The sequence below is a fragment of the Roseateles toxinivorans genome (assembly GCF_004362525.1).
In the GTDB taxonomy this organism is placed as follows: domain Bacteria; phylum Pseudomonadota; class Gammaproteobacteria; order Burkholderiales; family Burkholderiaceae_C; genus Paucibacter; species Paucibacter toxinivorans.
The window spans coordinates 1,080,276-1,097,639 of sequence record NZ_SNXS01000001.1 but is presented as its reverse complement, the minus strand read 5'-3'; the positions used below and the strand labels follow the sequence as shown (position 1 = coordinate 1,097,639).

The 17,364-nt window shown below is 67.0% G+C and carries 19 protein-coding genes; 10 read left to right on the top strand and 9 right to left on the bottom strand.

Annotated features, from left to right (window positions below; translation table 11 throughout):
* Positions 1–16: 16 nt before the first annotated feature.
* A complete protein-coding gene (locus tag DES47_RS04860; RefSeq protein WP_133699497.1) occupies positions 17–1,510 on the bottom strand; it encodes a pseudouridine synthase in 1,494 nt (497 codons plus the stop codon).
* 34 nt (positions 1,511–1,544) lie between these two features.
* On the bottom strand, positions 1,545–3,392 hold the full coding sequence (mutL, locus tag DES47_RS04855) for a DNA mismatch repair endonuclease MutL (protein ID WP_133699496.1): 1,848 nt from the start codon (positions 3,390–3,392) through the stop codon (positions 1,545–1,547).
* 57 nt (positions 3,393–3,449) lie between these two features.
* Here mutL and DES47_RS04850 point away from each other — a divergent pair, with 57 nt between their 5' ends.
* Positions 3,450–4,097: a DedA family protein gene (locus DES47_RS04850; RefSeq protein WP_133699495.1), complete on the top strand. Its 648-nt coding sequence runs from the start codon at positions 3,450–3,452 to the stop codon at positions 4,095–4,097.
* Here the strand turns inward: DES47_RS04850 and DES47_RS04845 are convergent.
* The gene (locus DES47_RS04845; protein ID WP_133699494.1) at positions 4,094–5,455 is read right to left on the bottom strand and encodes an N-acetylmuramoyl-L-alanine amidase; all 1,362 of its coding nucleotides are present in this window, start codon (positions 5,453–5,455) and stop codon (positions 4,094–4,096) included. The two genes, DES47_RS04850 and DES47_RS04845, sit on opposite strands and share 4 nt — an antisense overlap.
* Positions 5,452–5,937 (bottom strand): tRNA (adenosine(37)-N6)-threonylcarbamoyltransferase complex ATPase subunit type 1 TsaE, encoded by a 486-nt coding sequence (gene tsaE / locus DES47_RS04840; RefSeq protein ID WP_133699493.1) that lies wholly within the window; start codon positions 5,935–5,937, stop codon positions 5,452–5,454. The genes DES47_RS04845 and tsaE overlap by 4 nt, the downstream gene beginning before the upstream one ends.
* On the opposite strand from tsaE, the gene queG reads away from it, so the two are divergent.
* The 5 genes from queG to DES47_RS04815 all read left to right on the top strand — a co-directional run bounded on the left by queG (position 5,932) and on the right by DES47_RS04815 (position 10,355).
* Positions 5,932–7,032: a tRNA epoxyqueuosine(34) reductase QueG gene (gene queG / locus DES47_RS04835; RefSeq protein ID WP_133699492.1), complete on the top strand. Its 1,101-nt coding sequence runs from the start codon at positions 5,932–5,934 to the stop codon at positions 7,030–7,032. The genes tsaE and queG overlap by 6 nt on opposite strands.
* Before the next feature lie 106 nt (positions 7,033–7,138).
* A complete protein-coding gene (locus DES47_RS04830; protein ID WP_243748158.1) occupies positions 7,139–7,771 on the top strand; it encodes a chalcone isomerase family protein in 633 nt (210 codons plus the stop codon).
* A 67-nt stretch (positions 7,772–7,838) separates the two neighbouring features.
* On the top strand, positions 7,839–8,816 hold the full coding sequence (locus tag DES47_RS29155; protein ID WP_133699491.1) for a tripartite tricarboxylate transporter substrate binding protein BugE: 978 nt from the start codon (positions 7,839–7,841) through the stop codon (positions 8,814–8,816).
* A gap of 7 nt (positions 8,817–8,823) precedes the next feature.
* Positions 8,824–9,723: a site-specific tyrosine recombinase XerD gene (gene xerD, locus DES47_RS04820; RefSeq protein ID WP_243748157.1), complete on the top strand. Its 900-nt coding sequence runs from the start codon at positions 8,824–8,826 to the stop codon at positions 9,721–9,723.
* A 29-nt stretch (positions 9,724–9,752) separates the two neighbouring features.
* A complete protein-coding gene (locus tag DES47_RS04815) occupies positions 9,753–10,355 on the top strand; it encodes a MarC family protein (RefSeq protein WP_133699489.1) in 603 nt (200 codons plus the stop codon).
* Between the two features lie 28 nt (positions 10,356–10,383).
* Here DES47_RS04815 and DES47_RS04810 read toward each other — a convergent pair whose 3' ends face one another.
* Positions 10,384–11,286: a DMT family transporter gene (locus DES47_RS04810; protein WP_133699488.1), complete on the bottom strand. Its 903-nt coding sequence runs from the start codon at positions 11,284–11,286 to the stop codon at positions 10,384–10,386.
* A gap of 381 nt (positions 11,287–11,667) precedes the next feature.
* Here DES47_RS04810 and DES47_RS04805 point away from each other — a divergent pair, with 381 nt between their 5' ends.
* The 4 genes from DES47_RS04805 (at position 11,668) to hslO (ending at position 14,459) form a co-directional block, all read left to right on the top strand.
* Entirely contained in the window at positions 11,668–12,090 is a 423-nt protein-coding gene (locus DES47_RS04805; protein WP_133699487.1) for a GreA/GreB family elongation factor, read from the top strand.
* Positions 12,091–12,106: 16 nt separating this feature from the next.
* Positions 12,107–12,886 (top strand): ferritin-like domain-containing protein, encoded by a 780-nt coding sequence (locus DES47_RS04800; protein WP_133699486.1) that lies wholly within the window; start codon positions 12,107–12,109, stop codon positions 12,884–12,886.
* An 82-nt stretch (positions 12,887–12,968) separates the two neighbouring features.
* Entirely contained in the window at positions 12,969–13,493 is a 525-nt protein-coding gene (locus DES47_RS28935; RefSeq protein WP_208114900.1) for a gamma carbonic anhydrase family protein, read from the top strand.
* Between the two features lie 3 nt (positions 13,494–13,496).
* A complete protein-coding gene (gene hslO, locus DES47_RS28930; protein ID WP_208114899.1) occupies positions 13,497–14,459 on the top strand; it encodes an Hsp33 family molecular chaperone HslO in 963 nt (320 codons plus the stop codon).
* 6 nt (positions 14,460–14,465) lie between these two features.
* Here the strand turns inward: hslO and DES47_RS04790 are convergent, their stop codons facing one another.
* Genes DES47_RS04790 through eno form a run of 4 tightly spaced genes read right to left on the bottom strand, consistent with a single transcriptional unit; the run spans position 14,466 to position 17,359 of the window.
* On the bottom strand, positions 14,466–15,143 hold the full coding sequence (locus tag DES47_RS04790) for an AAA family ATPase (RefSeq protein ID WP_133699485.1): 678 nt from the start codon (positions 15,141–15,143) through the stop codon (positions 14,466–14,468).
* Positions 15,133–15,762 (bottom strand): nicotinamide riboside transporter PnuC, encoded by a 630-nt coding sequence (gene pnuC / locus DES47_RS04785; protein ID WP_208114898.1) that lies wholly within the window; start codon positions 15,760–15,762, stop codon positions 15,133–15,135. The genes DES47_RS04790 and pnuC overlap by 11 nt, the downstream gene beginning before the upstream one ends.
* 10 nt (positions 15,763–15,772) lie before the next feature.
* The gene (ftsB, locus tag DES47_RS04780; RefSeq protein ID WP_133699483.1) at positions 15,773–16,051 is read right to left on the bottom strand and encodes a cell division protein FtsB; all 279 of its coding nucleotides are present in this window, start codon (positions 16,049–16,051) and stop codon (positions 15,773–15,775) included.
* Between the two features lie 24 nt (positions 16,052–16,075).
* A complete protein-coding gene (eno, locus tag DES47_RS04775; protein ID WP_133699482.1) occupies positions 16,076–17,359 on the bottom strand; it encodes a phosphopyruvate hydratase in 1,284 nt (427 codons plus the stop codon).
* Positions 17,360–17,364: the final 5 nt, after the last annotated feature.

Below are 17,364 nucleotides of genomic sequence, written 5' to 3'. Positions count from 1 at the left end.
CGCTCAGAGCGGATGATCAATCAAAGCGCTCCCAAGGCCCCAGATAGCGCCATTGCCCGACCGGCAGATGGCCCAGATTGATGCGGCCTATGCGCACGCGCTTCAGGCCGACCACCTTCAGGCCGACCAGCTCGCACATGCGGCGGATCTGGCGCTTCTTGCCCTCGCGCAGCACGAAGCGCAACTGGTCGTCATTGATCCAGCTGACCTTGGCCGGCTTGAGCTTCTCGCCGTCCAGTTCCAGTCCGTGGTTCAGCAGGGCCAGACCTTCGGCGGACAGCAATTCGCCGCCCTGCGGGTCAACGGCCTCCACGCGCACCAGATACTCTTTTTCGATCGTCGAGTCCTCGCCGATCAGCAGCTTGGCCGTGCGGCCGTCCTGCGTCAGCACCAGCAGGCCGGTCGAGTCGATGTCCAGCCGGCCGGCGGGGGCCAGGCTGCGGCGGTGGCCTTCGTGGTACTTGACCTGGGAGCTGTCGTCGTCCCAGCGGTTCTGCGGCTGCACCAGCACCGAGGCGGGCTCATAGCCGTCCTCGGCCTGGCCGCTGACATAGCCGATCGGCTTGTGCAGCAGGATGGTGACCTGCTGCGCCTGCTGGGTGCGGGCGGCGGGGTCGATGTCGATCTTGACGTTGCGGCCCACGCGCTGGCCCAGCACCGCCATCTTGCCGTCCACCTTGACCCAGCCGGCCGCTATCCAGTCATCGGCCTCGCGGCGCGAGGCCAGGCCCAGCTCGCCCATGCGCTTGGACAGGCGGTCGCCCTCCTCATTGGGCGTCAGCGGCGCACCCTGGTGGGCGCGGGGCATCTGGCGGGGGCGGCCGGGCTCATTGATGCGCTGCTCGCGGGCAGGGCGATCAGGGCGCGCCGGGCCGCGGTCCTGGCCGCGGGAGCCGCGCACGATGCCACCGGCGCTGGTGCCAGTATTGCGCTGCGGTTTGGCCTCAGGGGCAGGGCCTTGATGGGGATTGTGGGCACGCGGGCCCTCGTGACGCGGGGCGCCGAAGCCACCGCGGCTGCCCGGCCCACGCTCCTGGCCGCGCTCCGGGTGGCGGTCTTCGCGCGGGCGGCCGGGATCGGGGCCATAGCCGCGGGGGCCGGGCCTCAGATCGCGCTGCGGCTCGGCCGGGCGGTTGCGGTCTTCATGGACAAAGCGGCTGCTCGGCTTGGCATGGGGGCGATCCTGGCCGCGCGGGTCTTCATGGCGTTCATTCCGATGCGGTCCACGGGCCTCGTCGCGGCGGGGCGGCGGACCATCGCGGCGGTCCGGTGCATGGGCGCCGGCGGGGCGGGGACGCGGAGGTGCTCCAGCATCGCGGCCGAAATCGCGCGGTTCACGTTGCGGCGCGTCACGACGCTGCGCCTGGTAGCGCTCCTCGCGTTCCTGGCGCTCTTTCTGCGCCTGGGCGATGGTCGGGCGCGGATTGGCAATGCCTCGGCCACGTATCGGTGCGCGGCCAAAGGTCTTGCCAATGGCGGCGGCTTTTTTCTTGAGTGTCAGGGTGGCCATAGGGCAGGATTGGACCACGGCTCGGGGTTTACGCCTAGCGACCCCGCATAAACAGCCCGTCCAGCTCCTTCATCGTCAGCTGTCGCCAGGTCGGTCGGCCATGGTTGCACTGGTCGGCGCGCTCTGTGCGTTCCATATCGCGCAAAAGGCCATTCATCTCGTCCAGGGTCAGTTGCCGGTTGGCGCGCACGGCGCCGTGGCAGGCCATCGTGGCCAGTATCTCGTGCTGCGCACGCTCGATCGCGTGGCTGGCATCGAACTGACTCAGCTCGGCCAGCACGCTGCGCGCCAGCTCGACCACATCGCCGCCGGAAAGCAGAGCAGGGCGGGCGCGCACGGCCAGCGCCTTGCTAGAGAGCGGCGCCACGTCCAGGCCCAGGCGCAACAGGCTGTCGGCATGGGCCTCGGCGGTGGCGATCTCCTGCGGCGTGGCGGCAAAGCTGACCGGTATCAGCAGCGGCTGCGATTCGATCTGCGCCGAGCCCAGACTGGCCTTCAGCCGCTCGTAGACGACGCGCTCGTGGGCGGCGTGCATATCGACGATCACCAGGCCCTGGGCATTCTCGGCCAGCACGAACACGCCGCCGATCTGGGCGATCGCCCGGCCCAGCGGCCAGCTGCCTTCGGCGGCCGAGGCCAGGGCAGGGCTGGGCACGTACTGCGGTCGCTGCACTTCTTCTTCATCGACACGCGGCCTGGCTACAGGGATGGGCGCCTGCTGCTGGCCATACAGCGTGGCCAGATCTGCCAGACCCAGGGCCGCCTGCGTGGCGCTGGCGCCCCAGTGCTGCGGTGCGCGCTCGGCGACCTTCCACTGTTGCGCCGGTACGGGTGCCGCAAAAGCCGTCTGCTCGGGAGCCAGGGACTCCGCAGCCGGCGCCCGCGACAGGGCCAGCGCCTGCGTCACCGCATGGCGCACCTGCTGATGCACCTCGCGGCCGTCGCGGAAGCGCACCTCGATCTTGGTCGGGTGCACATTGACATCGACCAGCTCCGGCGCGATGTCGATGAACAGCACATAGGCCGGCTGGCGGTTGCCGTGCAGCACGTCCTCATAAGCCGAGCGTATGCCGTGGGCGATCAGCTTGTCGCGCACGAAGCGGCCGTTGACGTAGACGTATTGCATGTCCGCGCGGCTGCGCGAGGCCTCGGGCAGGCCGGCGCGGCCGAACACGCGCATCGGGCCGCGCTCCAGCAGCAACTCACGGCTGGCGGCCTCGAAATCGCTGCCCAGAACATCCTTGACCCGCTGCTGCGAGCTGGCCGCCCGCCATTGCTCGACCAGCTTGCCCTCGTGCCAGACGGCAAAGCTGACATCGGGGCGCGCCAGCGCATGGCGGCGCACCGCATCGACGCAGTGCGCCAGCTCGGTGGACTCGCTCTTCAGGAACTTGCGCCGCGCCGGCGTGTTGAAAAACAGCTCGCGCACCTCGACGCTGGTGCCCACCGCGCGGGCGCTGGGGCTCAGCTCACCGGAGCGGGCGTCGAGCCGGCTGGCATGCGCATCCTGCGAGGTGCGGCTGGCGATGGCCATCTCGGCCACCGAGGAGATGGCGGCCAGCGCCTCGCCGCGAAACCCCATCGTCGCCACATGCTCCAGATCGTCCAGCGAGCCTATCTTGCTGGTGGCGTGGCGGCGCAGGGCCAGCGGCAGTTCCTCGACCGGGATGCCTGCGCCGTCGTCCTCGACGACGATGCTGCGTATGCCCCCGGCCTGCAGCTTCAGGCTGATCTGGGTGGCGCCGGCGTCCAGCGCGTTGTCCACCAGCTCGCGCACCACCGACGCGGGCCGCTCGACCACCTCGCCGGCTGCAATCTGGCTGATCAACTCATCGGGCAACTCACGGATCACGCGGCGCAGGGGGGCACGGACATCATTCATGGCTCGATTGTAGGAGGGCCTCCGGAATTGTCGCGGCGCATGGTGATAATGCGCGCCATGGAAATATTCAGCCTCGTCATCGATTTCATCCTCCACGTTGATCGCTATCTGATCGACTTCGTGGCCGCCTACGGGGCTTGGGTCTATGCCCTGCTGTTCCTGATCATCTTCGTCGAGACCGGCCTGGTGGTGATGCCCTTTCTGCCGGGTGACTCGCTGTTGTTCATCGTCGGCGCGATGTGCGGCACCGGCCTGCTGGAGTTGCCCATTGCGATGGGGCTGATGAGCGTGGCGGCGGTGGCCGGCAACCAGACCAACTACACGATAGGCCGCTTCTTCGGTCCCAAGGTGTTCCAGTGGGAGCAGTCGCGCTTCTTCAACCGCCAGGCCTTCCTGAGCGCCCATGAGTTCTACGAGCGTCATGGCGGCATCACCATCGTGATTGCGCGCTTCATGCCCTTTGTGCGCACCTTCGCGCCGTTTGTGGCAGGCGTGGCCCAGATGACGCGCAGCAAGTTCACCTTCTACGACGTCACCGGCGGCCTGCTGTGGGTGGTGGGCATCACCAGCCTGGGCTATGCCTTCGGCAATGTGCCCTGGGTCAAGCAGCATCTGGAGAAGATCATCTGGGCGATGATCGTGATCCCGGGCTTGCTCGCGATCTACGGCGGCTGGAAGGCCAAGCGCAAGGGCGCAGCCGCCTAAGACACCGTGCGATGCCGCGCCAGCGGCGGATTCTTGGCAAAGTAGCGGCTGATGCCGGTGGCCAGCGCCTGCACCAGCTGCTGCTGGAACTCCGGGTCGCGCAGCTTGGCCTCTTCTTCCGGGTTCGAGATGAAGGCCGTCTCGACCAGGATGGACGGCACGTCCGGCGCCTTCAGCACCGCAAAGCCCGCCTGCTCGACCTGGCCCTTGTGCATGCGGCCGACCTTGCTGATCTGGCCCAGCACCTCGTTGCCCAGCTTCAGGCTGTCCTTGATCTGGGCGGTGGTGCTCATGTCCAGCAGCGCGCGCAGCACGGTGGCGTCTTTCACCGCGACATTGACGCCGCCCACCATATCGGCGGCATTCTCCCGATTGGCCATCCAGCGGGCGGCGGTGCTGGTCGCCGCACCATCGCTGAGCGCAAACACCGAGGCGCCGCGGGCCTTGGGCGTGAAAAAGGCATCGGCATGGATGGACACGAACAGATCGGCCTGCACGCGCCTGGCCTTGCGCACCCGCTCGTGCAGCGGCACGAAGAAATCGGCGTCGCGCGTCATCATCACCCGCATATTCGGCATCGCGTTGAGTTTGTCTCGCAGCTGCAGGGCCACGGCCAGCACCACGTCCTTCTCCTTCAGCCCGCTGGGGCCGACGGCGCCCGGGTCCTCGCCACCATGGCCGGGGTCCAGTGCGATGACGATCAGGCGGTCGACACGCCCCTGCGTCATCGGCTGCGGCGGTACGGCCGGCGGTGGCTTGGGCGTCTGCACTTCGGGGGCCGAGGCCGGCAGCGCAGGGGCCGAAAGAGGACCGCCCGCCAGCGGCGCCGGCTTGTCCACCCGGCCGATGAAGTCGCCCAGCGCATCGCGCACCGCCTGGGCGGCCTGCTGCTCGGCGGCTTCCTTGTCACGTATCAGGGCCAGCAGCGGATCACGCTCCTGCTTCGGGTAGAGGTCGAACACCAGCCGGTTGCGGTAGGCGGCCACCGGCGCCAGCGTGAAGACCTGGGGCGCCACAGCCTCCTTCAAATCGAGCACCAGGCGCACCACGCGGGGCTGGTACTGGCCGACGCGCACGCCGGCAATATAGGGGTCGTCGGACTTGACCTTGCTGACCAGGTCGCGCAGTGCCGGGTTCAGCTCCAGGCCGTCGATGTCTATGATCAGTCGGTCCGGGTTCTCGGCGAACGAGTGGCGGGCGGCCAAGGGCGTGTCGGACTCCAGCGTGACCCGGGTGTAGTCCTCGGCCGGCCAGACGCGCACGGCCACGATGCTGGCGCCAAAGGCCAGCTGGCGGGCGCTCAGGCCCAGCACCAGGGCACCCATCGTGCGCAACGCTTTGCGGCGTTCGGGGCTCATGCGGCGTCCAGCCCTTGCAGCAGGGCCTGGCCCGCGACCGTGTGCGCCTCGATGCGCACCCGGCGGGCGTCGTCTTCCACGGCCTCGATGAAAATGCTCAACTCCGGCTCGGGCAGCATGCCCTGGGCCTTCTCGGGCCATTCGCACAGCTTCAGGCCGGGGCTGGTGAAGATCTCGCGAAAGCCGGCATCCTCCCACTCGCGTGGATCGCTGAAACGGTAGAAGTCAAAGTGGCTGGCAATGCCCTGCGGCAGCTCGTAGCTCTCCAGCACCGCGTAGCTGGGGCTCTTGATGCGACCGCTGACGCCCAGCGCACGCAGCAGGTGGCGCACCAAGGTGGTCTTGCCGGCACCCAGGCCACCATGGAGCTCGATGCAGGCATTGAACAGCGCGGGCTGGCGGCTCAGCCGCTGCGCAAAGGCCTCGCAAGCCGCCTCATCGGACCATAGATATTCGCGTGTTTCTAGAATCGACAAATGCACCACCCCAAGAACGACCCTCCCGACCTCGATGCGCAGGCTCTGCTCGAGAAACTTCGCGGCTGGGCCCGTGAGCTGGGATTCTCACAGATTGGCGTGGCCGACATCAATCTGGCCGACGCGGAGCCAGGTCTTGCCGCCTGGCTGGCCGCCGGCTTTCACGGCAGCATGCACTATATGGAGGTCCACGGGATGAAGCGCGCCCGGCCGGCCGAGCTGGTGCCCGGCACCCTGCGCGTGCTGAGCCTGCGCATGGACTATCTGCCGGCCGCCACGCCCACCGACTGGCAGGCGATCGAATGGCAGGGCCTCGCCGAGCCGCAGCGTGCCCAGGTGTCCCTCTACGCCCGGGGCCGGGACTATCACAAGGTGCTGCGCCGTCGCCTGCAGCAGCTGGCCGATCGGCTGCAGGCCGAGATCGGCCCCTTCGGCCACCGCTGCTTCACCGACTCGGCACCGGTACTGGAGGTCGAGCTGGCCTCGCGCGGCGGCCTGGCCTGGCGCGGCAAGCACACCCTGGCCCTGCACCGCGAGGCGGGCTCGATGTTCTTTCTCGGCGAGCTGTTCGTTGATCTGCCGCTGCCTCTGACCGAGGCCACCAGCGCACATTGCGGCCAGTGCACGGCCTGCATTGACGTGTGCCCCACCCAGGCCATCGTCGGCCCGTATCGGGTGGACGCCCGGCGCTGCATTTCCTATCTGACGATAGAGCAGGACGGGCCGATCCCGCTGGAGCTGCGCGCGGCGATGGGCAACCGCATCTATGGCTGCGATGATTGCCAGCTGGTCTGCCCCTGGAACAAATTCGCCCAGCGCGCGACGCTGCCCGACTTCGACGCCCGGCCCGAGCTGAGCGCGCCGACCCTGCTGCAGCTGTGGCAGTGGGACGAGCCGGCCTTTTTGCGCCACACCGAGGGCAGCGCGATACGCCGCATCGGCCATGGGCGCTGGCGGCGCAATCTGGCGGTGGCCATCGGCAACGCGCTGCGGGCCGAGGAGGTGCCGGCGCTGCGCCTTGCGCTGACCGAGGCCAGGGCGGGCGCCAGCGAGCTGCTGAGCGAGCATATCGATTGGGCCTTGGCGCAAGAGCCCGTGTGAAGCGCCCCGTCGGTGCAAAAGCCAGGGCTTTGACGTAGCGGTCGGCGCAGCAGGGCAGCCTCGCGTTAAGCTGGCTCGGCCATCGCTGTTGAAGGAGTTTCCCGCAATGCGGAAGTGTTTGGATGTGAACAAGGGCCGTCGCGGCCTGCTGCTGGCGGCCATGGGCGCCACTGGCCTGATGGCTACGCCGGCCTGGGCTCTGCAGTACGAGGGCTTCGACGTGCCGGAAAGCGTCACCTTGGGCGGTGTGCCCCTGGTGCTCAATGGCGTAGGCATGCGGGCAGTGGCGGTGCTGAAGGGCTATTCGGCGGCGCTCTACCTCAGCGGCAAGTCTCAGCAGCCCAGCGAGGTGCTGGCCAATACCGGGCCAAAGCGTGTGCAGATCCGCATGCTGCTGCAGATCAGCGTTGGCGCCGAGGAGTTCGTCAAGGCCATCAACAAGGGCGTGCAGCGCAATTGCACCGAGGCCGAGCGCCTGGCCGTGGCCGACCGGGTGGCCCAGCTGAACGCCAATCTGCGCCGCATCGGCAAGGTCAGCCGCAAGGACTTGATCAATCTGGACTATCTGCCGGACAGTGGCCTGGTGCTGAGCGTCAATGGCAAGGTCAGCGGCGATCCGCTGCCCGGCGCGGATCTGTACGGCGCCATCCTCAAGGTCTTTCTGGGCGAGCGGCCGGTGGACCGCAGGCTCAAGGCCGGCATGCTGGGGCTTCCCGTCCAGGAGCTGCGCTCTACGTAGAGTTGCGTAGGGGATCCAGTAGGATGCTGGGGACAATCATCGCAAAACACCACAGTCGGAGACCTCAATGACGCGCCGTTCCCTCCTGATCAGCAGCACCGCCCTCGCAGCCTCGCTGTTTGCCGCGCCTTGGGCCATGGCCCAGTCCTACCCGAACAAGCCGGTGCGCCTGGTCGTGCCCTTCGCCCCGGGCGGCACCACCGACATCGTCGCCCGCGTGCTGGCCGAGAAGATCAATGCGGCGCTGGGGCAGAACATGATCGTCGAGAACAAGGCCGGCGGCGGCGGCTCGATCGGCGCCAATGAGACGGCCAAGGCCACGCCGGACGGCTATGCGCTGGGCATGGCCACGGTCTCGACCACGGCCGCCAACCCGGCCATCAACCCGAAGATTCCGTACAACCCGCTGACCGATTTCACGCCCATCATCAATGTGGCGGCCACGCCCAATGTGATCGCCGTGCACCCTTCGTTCCCGGCGCGCGACTACAAGGGCTTTGTCGCCGAGCTCAAGAAGAACCCGGGCAAGTACAGCTTTGCCAGCTCCGGCACTGGCGGCATCGGTCACCTGCAGATGGAGCTGTACAAGAATCTGGCCGGTGTGTTCATCGCCCACATTCCCTACCGCGGTGCCGGCCCGGCACTGAATGACACGGTGGCCGGTCAGGTGCCCATGCTGTTCGACAACCTGCCGTCGGCGCTGCCCTTCATCAAGGACGGTCGCTTGATCCCCATCGTCGTGGCCGCGCCCCAGCGTCTGAGCCAGCTGCCCAATGTGCCGACCTTCAAGGAGGTGGGCCTGGAGGCGGTGAACCGCATGGCCTATTACGGCGTCTATGGCCCCAAGGGCCTGCCGAAAGAGGTGGTGGACAAGATCCATGACGCGGTGAAGAAGACCGTCGAGCTGCCCGATGTCAGGAAGCGCATCGAGGACACCGGCTCGCTGGTCGTGGCCAACACGCCGGCCGAGTTCTCGGCCCAGATCAAGGCCGAGTTCGAGGTCTATAAAAAGGTCGTCGAGCAGCAGAAGCTCAAACTCGACTGATGGCGTCTTGAGCAGGGCGATCAGCCAGGCCGGCATAGACCGCTTTCTCGATGCCCTGTGGCTGGAGGACGGTCTGGCGGCCAACAGCCTGGCCGCCTACCGGCGCGACCTGAGCCTCTATGCCGACTGGCTGGACGCCAACCATCAGCTGGCGCTGGACCAGAGCACCGAGTTGCATCTGCTGGCCTATGCGGCGGCCCGTCATGACAGCAGCAAGGCAACCTCGGCCAATCGCCGGCTGACCGTTTTCAAACGCTACTTCCGCTGGGCGCTGCGCGAGCATCTGCTGACGGCCGATCCGACCCTGCGCCTGCAGACGGCCAAGCAGAACGCGCGCATTCCCAAGACGCTCAGCGAGCTGCAGGTCGAGGCCCTTCTGGCCGCGCCCGACACCGCAACGACGCTGGGCCTGCGCGACCGCGCGATGCTGGAGCTGCTCTATGCCAGCGGCCTGCGCGTCAGCGAGCTGGTGCTGCTGAAATCCGTCCATGTCGGCCTGAGCGAGGGGGTGCTGCGCATCACCGGCAAGGGCGCCAAGGAGCGCCTCGTGCCCTTTGGCGAGGAGGCCCATGGCTGGCTGATGCGCTATCTGCAAGGGGCCCGCGGCCTGCTGCTCAAGGGCCAGGCCAGCGACATGCTGTTCATCACCGTGCGCTCGTCTCACATGACGCGCCAGATGTTCTGGAACTTGATCAAGAAGTACGCGGCCCTGGCCGGCATCACGGTGCCGCTGTCGCCGCACACCTTGCGCCATGCGTTCGCCACCCATCTGCTGAACCATGGCGCCGATCTGCGCGCGGTGCAGCTGCTGCTGGGGCACTCGGACCTGTCAACGACGCAGATCTACACCCATGTGGCGCGGGAGCGGCTGAAGAGCCTGCACGCGAAGCATCATCCAAGAGGGTGATTGAGTTGCATGCGGGACAATAGCGCCCCATGGATCACAGCTTCTTGTCCGCCCTGATATTGCTCCTGCTGGTGCTCGACCCCCTGGGCAGCCTGCCGGTGTTCATTCCCATCATGCGCAGCGTCGCGCCCGAGCGCAGGCGCTGGGTTGCCTTCCGCGAGGTGGCGATCGCCTTCGGCGTGCTGCTGGGCTTCATGTTCGCCGGCGATGCGTTCCTGCGCGTGATGCACCTGTCCGAGCGTTCGCTGGAGGTGGCTGGCGGCGTCATTCTGCTGATGGTCGCCATCCGCATGATCTTCGCCACCGAGGGCGGGGTCTATGGCACCGAGGGTGATGGGCGGGAGCCCTTGATCTTTCCGCTGGCCGTACCGCTGCTGGCCGGCCCATCGGCGATGGCCACCGTGCTGCTGCTGGCCTCGCGCCAGCCGGACCGCATGCTCGATTGGGTCGGTGCGCTGACCGCGGCGATGCTGATCTCGGGCATCACGCTGCTGCTGTCCGATCGCATCCGCAAGCTGCTGGGTGACTCGGTGGTCTCGGCACTGGAAAAGCTGATGGGGCTGGTGCTGACCGCGATTGCGGTCGAGATGATTCTGGCGGGGCTGAAGCGCTACTTTGTCGGCGGTCTTTGACCCCGGATTGCATCCGGGAACGACGAACTCAAGCCCGCGCCCAGCGCCTCATTTGTCGAATCATCGGCGCCAGCTGCACCAGCAGCAGGCAGGCAAAGATCAGCGCGCAGCCCAGCAGGCCGGTGCTGCCGAGCCGGTCACCCATCAGCAGATAGCCGAAGGCGGCGGCGAACAGCGTCTCGGACGACAGGATGATGGCCGCGTCGGGGGCCTGGGCATAGCGCTGCGCAATCACCTGGGCCGTGAAGGCCACGCCGACCGACAGCACGCCAGTGTAGACGATGGGCCAGGCGGCCGCTTCAAGACCCGACCAGGTGATCGGCTCAGTCACCCCGGCCCAGCCCAGGCTGACCAGGCCGCAGACCATGAACTGCCCGCCGGCGACCAGGAAGGGCGCGGACATCTTGTCGGCCACGCGGCCGACCAGCAGCACATGGACGGCCCAGGGCAGGGCGGAGGCCATCACCCAGATATCGCCGACATTGATGCTCAGGCCGTGCGCCCCCGACAGCAGATAGGTGCCGATCAGCGAGCCACTGGCCGCCGGCCAGACCGACCAGTGCGGTGGCTCGCGCAGCAGCAGCCAGGACAGCAGCGGCACCAGGGGCACGTACAGCGCCGTCAGAAAGCCGGCATTGGTGACCGTGGTGTGGAGCAGGCCGATCTGCTGCATCGCCGCACCCATCGTCAGCAGCAGGCCCAGGCCGAGAATCTTGGCCCCATCGTCGCGGTTCAGCGCCAGCCTGCGCGCCTTCAGGGCCCGCCACTCGCGCCACATCAGCGGCGAGACCACCAGCGCGCCGATCAGAAAGCGCACTCCGGTGAAGGTCATCGGTCCGACATCGGCCATGCCCTGGCTTTGCGCCACAAAGGCCGAGCCCCAGATCAGGGCGATGGCGATAAGTAGCAGATTGGCGTTGAGACGGGTCACGGCGGGGCTCGGTTGAGGCGAGAGAGCCCGCCAGGGAAAACCCGGATTTTAGCGGGCTCGCGTGCGAGGCGCAGGGGCTGCATATCGGCAATGCCGGTGCGGCCATTCCGTGTCTGGCGCCGGGCCGCTCCTACAATGACGGCATGCCCCGCACGCCTCCATCAACCGCAGCATCGCGACAATATGTCGCTGTGCGGGGTGCTGCGTGCCCGACACGCCGGTGGAAGACTGCCCTGCTGCTACAGCCGGCCGCACATTCCTGAGCCCGGCGATCACCTCCTCTTTTTTTTGCGCAAACCTTCGATCGCCGGGCACCCGTCCCGCGCGATGGTCCGTGCCTGATCGATCCAGGCACAGGGCCTCCTTCGACAGGAATGCACCATGCACGTCTCAAACAACCATGAGCGCACGCTCACCGAACTTGATCACACACGCCTCGTCAAGCTGACCCGGCAACTGCGCTCAGGCACCGCTCAGCATGAAACGGACGACATCGAGGACGCGCTCGAAATGGCCCGCCTCGTGCCCTCGCGCAGCGTGTCGCCCGACATCGTGACCATGTATTCCCAGGTGAGGCTGCAGGACAGCTTCAGCGGCAGCCGCTACCAGCTGACGCTCTGCTACCCATCGGATGCCGAGCCGTCGGCCGGCTTCGTGTCGGTCACGTCGCCGGTGGGTGCCAGCCTGCTGGGTCTTAGCGTCGGGGCCACGGCGCGTTGGGTCACGCCGAGCGGAGAGTCACGCGCGGCCGAAGTGCTTGCCGTGCTGTTCCAGCCGGAGGCCAGCGGCGACTACACGCTGTAGTCTCTAAAATCGCGGCATGCAATCCCTGCGCACTGCCGCTCTGACCCCCTTGCTGGCCACGAATGCCGTCCAGAAAGCCTCCATCACGCTGGACCTGAGTCTCGATCTGCCGATTGACACCGACAAAGTCATTGCGGCGCCGGCCGGCATCCCCGGCCGCCCGGCCAGGCCCGAGCTGGTCGGCCACACCCAGCTGAAACACCATTCGCTGCGCCTGCCCGAGGGCAGGGCGGCGCTGATCCACTCGATCGCCCATATCGAGCTGAATGCAATCAATCTGGCGCTGGACATCGTCTGGCGCTTCCCCGGCATGCCGGAGTCCTTCTACCGCGACTGGGTGCGCATTGCGCAGGAGGAAGCGCAACACTTCACCCTGCTGCGAAATCATCTGGTTGAGATGGGCTTCGACTACGGCGCCTTCCAGGCGCACAACGCGCTGTGGGAGATGGCGGAGCGCACCAAGGGCGACATCCTGGCGCGCATCGCGCTGGTGCCGCGCACGCTGGAGGCCCGGGGTCTGGACGCCTCGCCGGCGGTGAAGCGCAAGCTGGTCGGGGCGGGCGATCACCGGGCCGGCGAGATACTGGACGTGATACTGCGCGACGAGATCGGCCATGTGGCCGCCGGCAACCGGTGGTATCGCTGGGTCTGTGAACAGCGCGGCCTGGATCCCATCAGCACCTATGCCGAGCTGGTCAAGACCTATGACGCGCCGAAGCTGCGGGCACCGTTCAATATGGAGGCGCGCCGGGCGGCGGGCTTCGACGAGGCGGAGCTGCTGGCGCTGCAAAGCTAGCCATTCAGCTGGCAGGCAAGGCCTTCCGCGCCCGTGACCTGGCCGGCATCCGTAGAATTGCCGCTTTGCGCCGGGAACAAACATGACCATCTATGCCCTGGGTGACGTCGCCCCCCAGATCGACGATTCCGCCTGGGTGGCGGACAGTGCCGAGGTGATTGGCGATGTGCATCTGGGCGCCGAAGCCAGCATCTGGTTCAACTGCGTGGTGCGCGGCGACAACGAGACCATGCGGATCGGCCGCGGCACCAATATCCAGGACGGCTCGGTGCTGCACTCGGACCGCGGCTCGCCGCTGACTATTGGCGAGGACGTGACGGTGGGCCACCAGGTCATGCTGCATGGCTGCACTGTGGGCAATGGCAGCCTGATAGGCATCCAGTCGGTGGTCTTGAATGGCGCCAAGATAGGCCAATATTGTCTGGTCGGTGCCGGCTCGCTGGTCACCGAGGGCAAGGAGTTTCCGGATGGCTCGCTGATCATGGGCCGCCCCGCCAAGGTGGTGCGCGAGCTCACACCGGAGCAAATCGAAGGCCTGCGCCTCAGCGCGGCCGCTTATGTGGCCAATGCCCGCCGCTACAAGGCCGGGCTGAAGAAGAGTTCTTGACTGATGAGTGAATTGCACAAGTTTTTGTTTGAAGGTCTGCCGGTGCGCGGCATGCTGGTGCGGCTGACCGAAAGCTGGCGCGAGCTGCTGCAGCGACGGGTCGTCACCGGGCCCTATCCGGCCGAGGTGCGCGAGCTGCTGGGCGAGATGGTGGCCGCCGGCACGCTGATGCAATCGAACATCAAGTTCAATGGTTCGCTGACCCTGCAGGTGTTTGGCGACGGCCCGGTCAAGCTGGCCGTGGCCGAGGTGCAGCCCGACCTGACCTTCCGTGCCACCGCGAAGGTGGTGGGCGATGTGCCGGAGGGCGCGCGCCTGGAGGCGATGCTGAATCTGCATGGTCAGGGCCGCTGTGCCATCACCCTGACCCCGAATGATCCCCAGCCGGGCCAGCAGCCCTACCAGGGCGTGGTGCCTCTGCACGGTGACCAGCGCGAGCCGTTGCAGAAATTGTCCGAGGTGCTGGAGCACTATATGCTGCAGTCCGAGCAACTGGACACCAAGCTGATTCTTGCCGCCAACGACGATATGGCCGCCGGCCTGCTGATCCAGCGCCTGCCGATGCAGGGCGAGGGCAATCTGGGCGGGGCGCATGCCAGCAACGAGGACGAGATCGGCCTCAACGAGGGCTATAACCGCATCGCCCATCTGGCCGCCACGCTGACCCGCGAGGAGCTGCTGACCTTGGACGCCGACACCATACTGCGCCGCCTGTTCTGGGAGGAGTCGGTGGTGCAGTTCGAGCCGCTGCAGCCGCGCTTTGCCTGCAGCTGCTCGCGCGAACGGGTCACCAATATGCTGCGCGGCCTGGGTTCCGACGAGGTCAACGGCATCATCACCGAGCGCGGCGAGGTCGAGGTCGGCTGCGAGTTCTGCGGCCGCCAGTACCGCTTCGACGCGGTCGATGTGGGCGAGTTGTTCACCGCTGTGCACAAGCAGGCACCGGGCAGCAGCGCGGTGCAGTAGGCTGGCTCAGCGGGCAGGCGTCGGCATGAGCGAGGCATGCTCGCACTCGGGCACATCGCAGTCGCACAGCCAGCGCTGCTCAGGAAAGGAGGCCTGGCGCTCGTTGAGCCGTGTCAGCAGGCCGGCGCGGGGCGCCTGGCGCTTCAGCAGCAGGGGCGTGATCGCGTTCAGCGCCGCCTCGACGCGGGCCGGGCCGGTGCCAGCGACGACCGACCAGCCCAGGGCAGCATCGAGCAGGGCCTTGCGCACGGCGGCGTCCACCGGGCCGCGCACATGGGGACCATCGCGCTGCAGGCCGTCGGCCACCCAGGGGATGTCCAGTGCGGTCAAGAGGGTCAGGTCGCAACGCAGATGGAAGGCCTGGGCCAGCGCATGCAGCGAGCGGTCATGGAACAGCAGCTCGCTGTACACGGCCGTCATCAGCGGCGTGGTGTCGCACAGCACCACGTCGTGCGTTGCGGCGGCGCCATCGATCAGAGTGATCTGATGCTCGGCAATGGTGGCCTGCTCATGGTGCTCGGGAGTGCGCTGCTCGGTTTCGCACCAGGTGCGCAGGTACTCGGGCACGACAGCACAGCGCAGGCCGGTCGATTCGATCAGCGCCTGCTGCAGTGCCAGCGAGAGCTGCGTCTTGCCGGTGCTCTCGGCGCCGACGATGGCGATCAGCAGCGGCTTAGTGGCCATGGCCCATCCTTGCCCAGGCGCGCCAGCCGAATGCGGCCATCACGGTGAAGAGGGCGTAGAGCAGCACCGTCAGCCACAGGCCCTTGTAGGCAAACAGGGCCACGCCAACGGTGTTGACCGCTATCCAGGCAGGCCAGTTCTCTACGTATTTGCGGCCCAGCAACCATTGGCCGACCAGGCTGCCGGCGGTGGGGAAGGCGTCCCAGAAGGGTACGTCGGTGTCGGTGTAGCGACTCAGATAGAAGCCTATCGCCGGCCAGCTCAACGCGACCGCCACCAGGGCAATGAGCCGACCGCGCGGGGTCAAGTTGCGCACCTGCAAGGCCTGGCCGCTGGCGTCATGCCCGCGCAGCCATTGCCACCAGCCCCAGAAGGCGACGACGACAAAGACGATCTGCAGCGAGGCATCGCCATAGAGCCTGGCCGACCAGAACAGCAGGAAGTAAAGCAGCGAGCTGGCGATGGCCAAGGGCCAAGCCAGCGGATTGACCCGCATATTGCAGATCACCATCCAGATCGCCAGCGCAAAGGCGACGATCTCCAGCCAGGTGACCGGGCTGCCCCAGACGGTGAAGGCGGCAGTCATGATCGGCTGCAGGGCCTGCAGCAGCGCGTCCATCAGCGAGCGCTCATCGCTTGGCGTTCAGCACCTGGACGTAGATCTCGTCCGGCTTGACCATGCCCAGCTCCGAGCGGGCCTTTTCCTCGACCATCTCCTGGCCCTCGCGCAGATCGCGCAACTCGGCCTCGATCTGCTCGTTGCGGGCGCGGGCTTGCTTGTTGGCGGCCTGCTGCTTGGCCAGGTCGGACTCCAGCAGCACCACCCGGGTCACGCCCCCCTTGCCAAACCAGAGCTGACCCTGGATGGCGATGAGGAAGGCGGCGAGGATGACGCTGAGGATTTTCACGCGGGCGCGGGTCGCGAGTCGAAATTAACGCAGATTGTAGAAGGCGGCGCGGCCCGGGTAGCTGGCGACGTCGCCCAGGTCTTCTTCGATGCGCAAGAGCTGGTTGTACTTGGCCATGCGGTCCGAGCGGCTCAGCGAACCGGTCTTGATCTGGCCGGCATTGGTGCCCACCGCGATGTCGGCAATCGTCGAGTCCTCGGTCTCGCCCGAGCGGTGGCTGATGACGGCCGTGTAGCCGGCGCGCTTGGCCATCTCGATCGCGGCAAAGGTCTCGGTCAGGGTGCCGATCTGGTTGATCTTGATCAGGATCGAGTTGGCAATGCCCTTGTCGATGCCTTCCTTGAGGATCTTGGTGTTGGTGACGAACAGGTCGTCGCCGACGATCTGCACCGTCTTGCCCAGGCGGTCGGTGAGTATCTTCCAGCCTTCCCAGTCGCCCTCGGCCATGCCGTCCTCGATCGAGATGATGGGGTACTTGTCGACCCAGGTGGCCAGGATATTGGTCCACTCCTCGGACGTCAGGCTCAGGCCCTCGCCGGACAGCACGTACTTGCCGTCCTTGTAGAACTCGCTGGCGGCGCAGTCCAGGCCCAGGGCGATCTGCTCGCCGGCCACATAGCCGGCCTTGTCGATCGCATCGAGGATCAGCTGGATGGCGGCCTCATGGCTGGCCACGCTGGGGGCGAAGCCACCTTCGTCGCCTACCGCCGTGCTGATGCCCTTGTCATGCAGGATGGACTTCAGCGCATGGAAGACCTCGGCGCCGTAACGCACCGCTTCGCGGAAGGTCGGTGCGCCGACCGGGATGATCATGAACTCCTGCAGGTCCAGGCTGTTGTTGGCGTGGGCGCCGCCGTTGATCACGTTCATCATCGGCACTGGCAACTGCATGCCGCCCATGCCGCCGAAATAGCGGTACAGCGGCAGGCCGGACTCCTCGGCCGCGGCGCGGGCCACGGCCATGGACACGGCCAGCATCGCGTTGGCGCCCAGGCGCGACTTGTTGTCGGTGCCGTCCAGGTCGATCAGGGTCTTGTCCAGAAAGGCCTGCTCGGAAGCGTCCAGGCCCAGAATGGCTTCTGAGATCTCGGTGTTGATGTGCTCGACGGCCTTCAGCACGCCCTTGCCGAGGTAGCGCTTCTTGTCGCCATCGCGCAGCTCGATCGCCTCGCGCGAGCCGGTGGAGGCGCCCGAAGGCACGGCCGCGCGGCCCATGGTGCCGGACTCCAGCAGCACGTCGCATTCGACGGTGGGGTTGCCGCGGCTGTCCAGAATTTCGCGGGCGACGATGTCAACAATGGCGCTCATTCAAG

Coding starts and splice junctions, on each gene's coding strand:
- DES47_RS29155 (WP_133699491.1), top strand. CDS start 7,839: ATGACGCGCCGTTCCCTCCTGATCAGCAGCACCGCCCTCGCAGCCTCG.
- DES47_RS04790 (WP_133699485.1), bottom strand. CDS start 15,143: ATGGCCACTAAGCCGCTGCTGATCGCCATCGTCGGCGCCGAGAGCACC.
- DES47_RS04805 (WP_133699487.1), top strand. CDS start 11,668: ATGCACGTCTCAAACAACCATGAGCGCACGCTCACCGAACTTGATCAC.
- DES47_RS04830 (WP_243748158.1), top strand. CDS start 7,139: ATGCGGAAGTGTTTGGATGTGAACAAGGGCCGTCGCGGCCTGCTGCTG.
- pnuC (WP_208114898.1), bottom strand. CDS start 15,762: ATGGACGCGCTGCTGCAGGCCCTGCAGCCGATCATGACTGCCGCCTTC.
- DES47_RS04800 (WP_133699486.1), top strand. CDS start 12,107: ATGCAATCCCTGCGCACTGCCGCTCTGACCCCCTTGCTGGCCACGAAT.
- DES47_RS04850 (WP_133699495.1), top strand. CDS start 3,450: ATGGAAATATTCAGCCTCGTCATCGATTTCATCCTCCACGTTGATCGC.
- mutL (WP_133699496.1), bottom strand. CDS start 3,392: ATGAATGATGTCCGTGCCCCCCTGCGCCGCGTGATCCGTGAGTTGCCC.
- hslO (WP_208114899.1), top strand. CDS start 13,497: ATGAGTGAATTGCACAAGTTTTTGTTTGAAGGTCTGCCGGTGCGCGGC.
- DES47_RS04815 (WP_133699489.1), top strand. CDS start 9,753: ATGGATCACAGCTTCTTGTCCGCCCTGATATTGCTCCTGCTGGTGCTC.
- eno (WP_133699482.1), bottom strand. CDS start 17,359: ATGAGCGCCATTGTTGACATCGTCGCCCGCGAAATTCTGGACAGCCGC.
- DES47_RS04860 (WP_133699497.1), bottom strand. CDS start 1,510: ATGGCCACCCTGACACTCAAGAAAAAAGCCGCCGCCATTGGCAAGACC.
- queG (WP_133699492.1), top strand. CDS start 5,932: ATGCACCACCCCAAGAACGACCCTCCCGACCTCGATGCGCAGGCTCTG.
- DES47_RS28935 (WP_208114900.1), top strand. CDS start 12,969: ATGACCATCTATGCCCTGGGTGACGTCGCCCCCCAGATCGACGATTCC.
- DES47_RS04845 (WP_133699494.1), bottom strand. CDS start 5,455: ATGAGCCCCGAACGCCGCAAAGCGTTGCGCACGATGGGTGCCCTGGTG.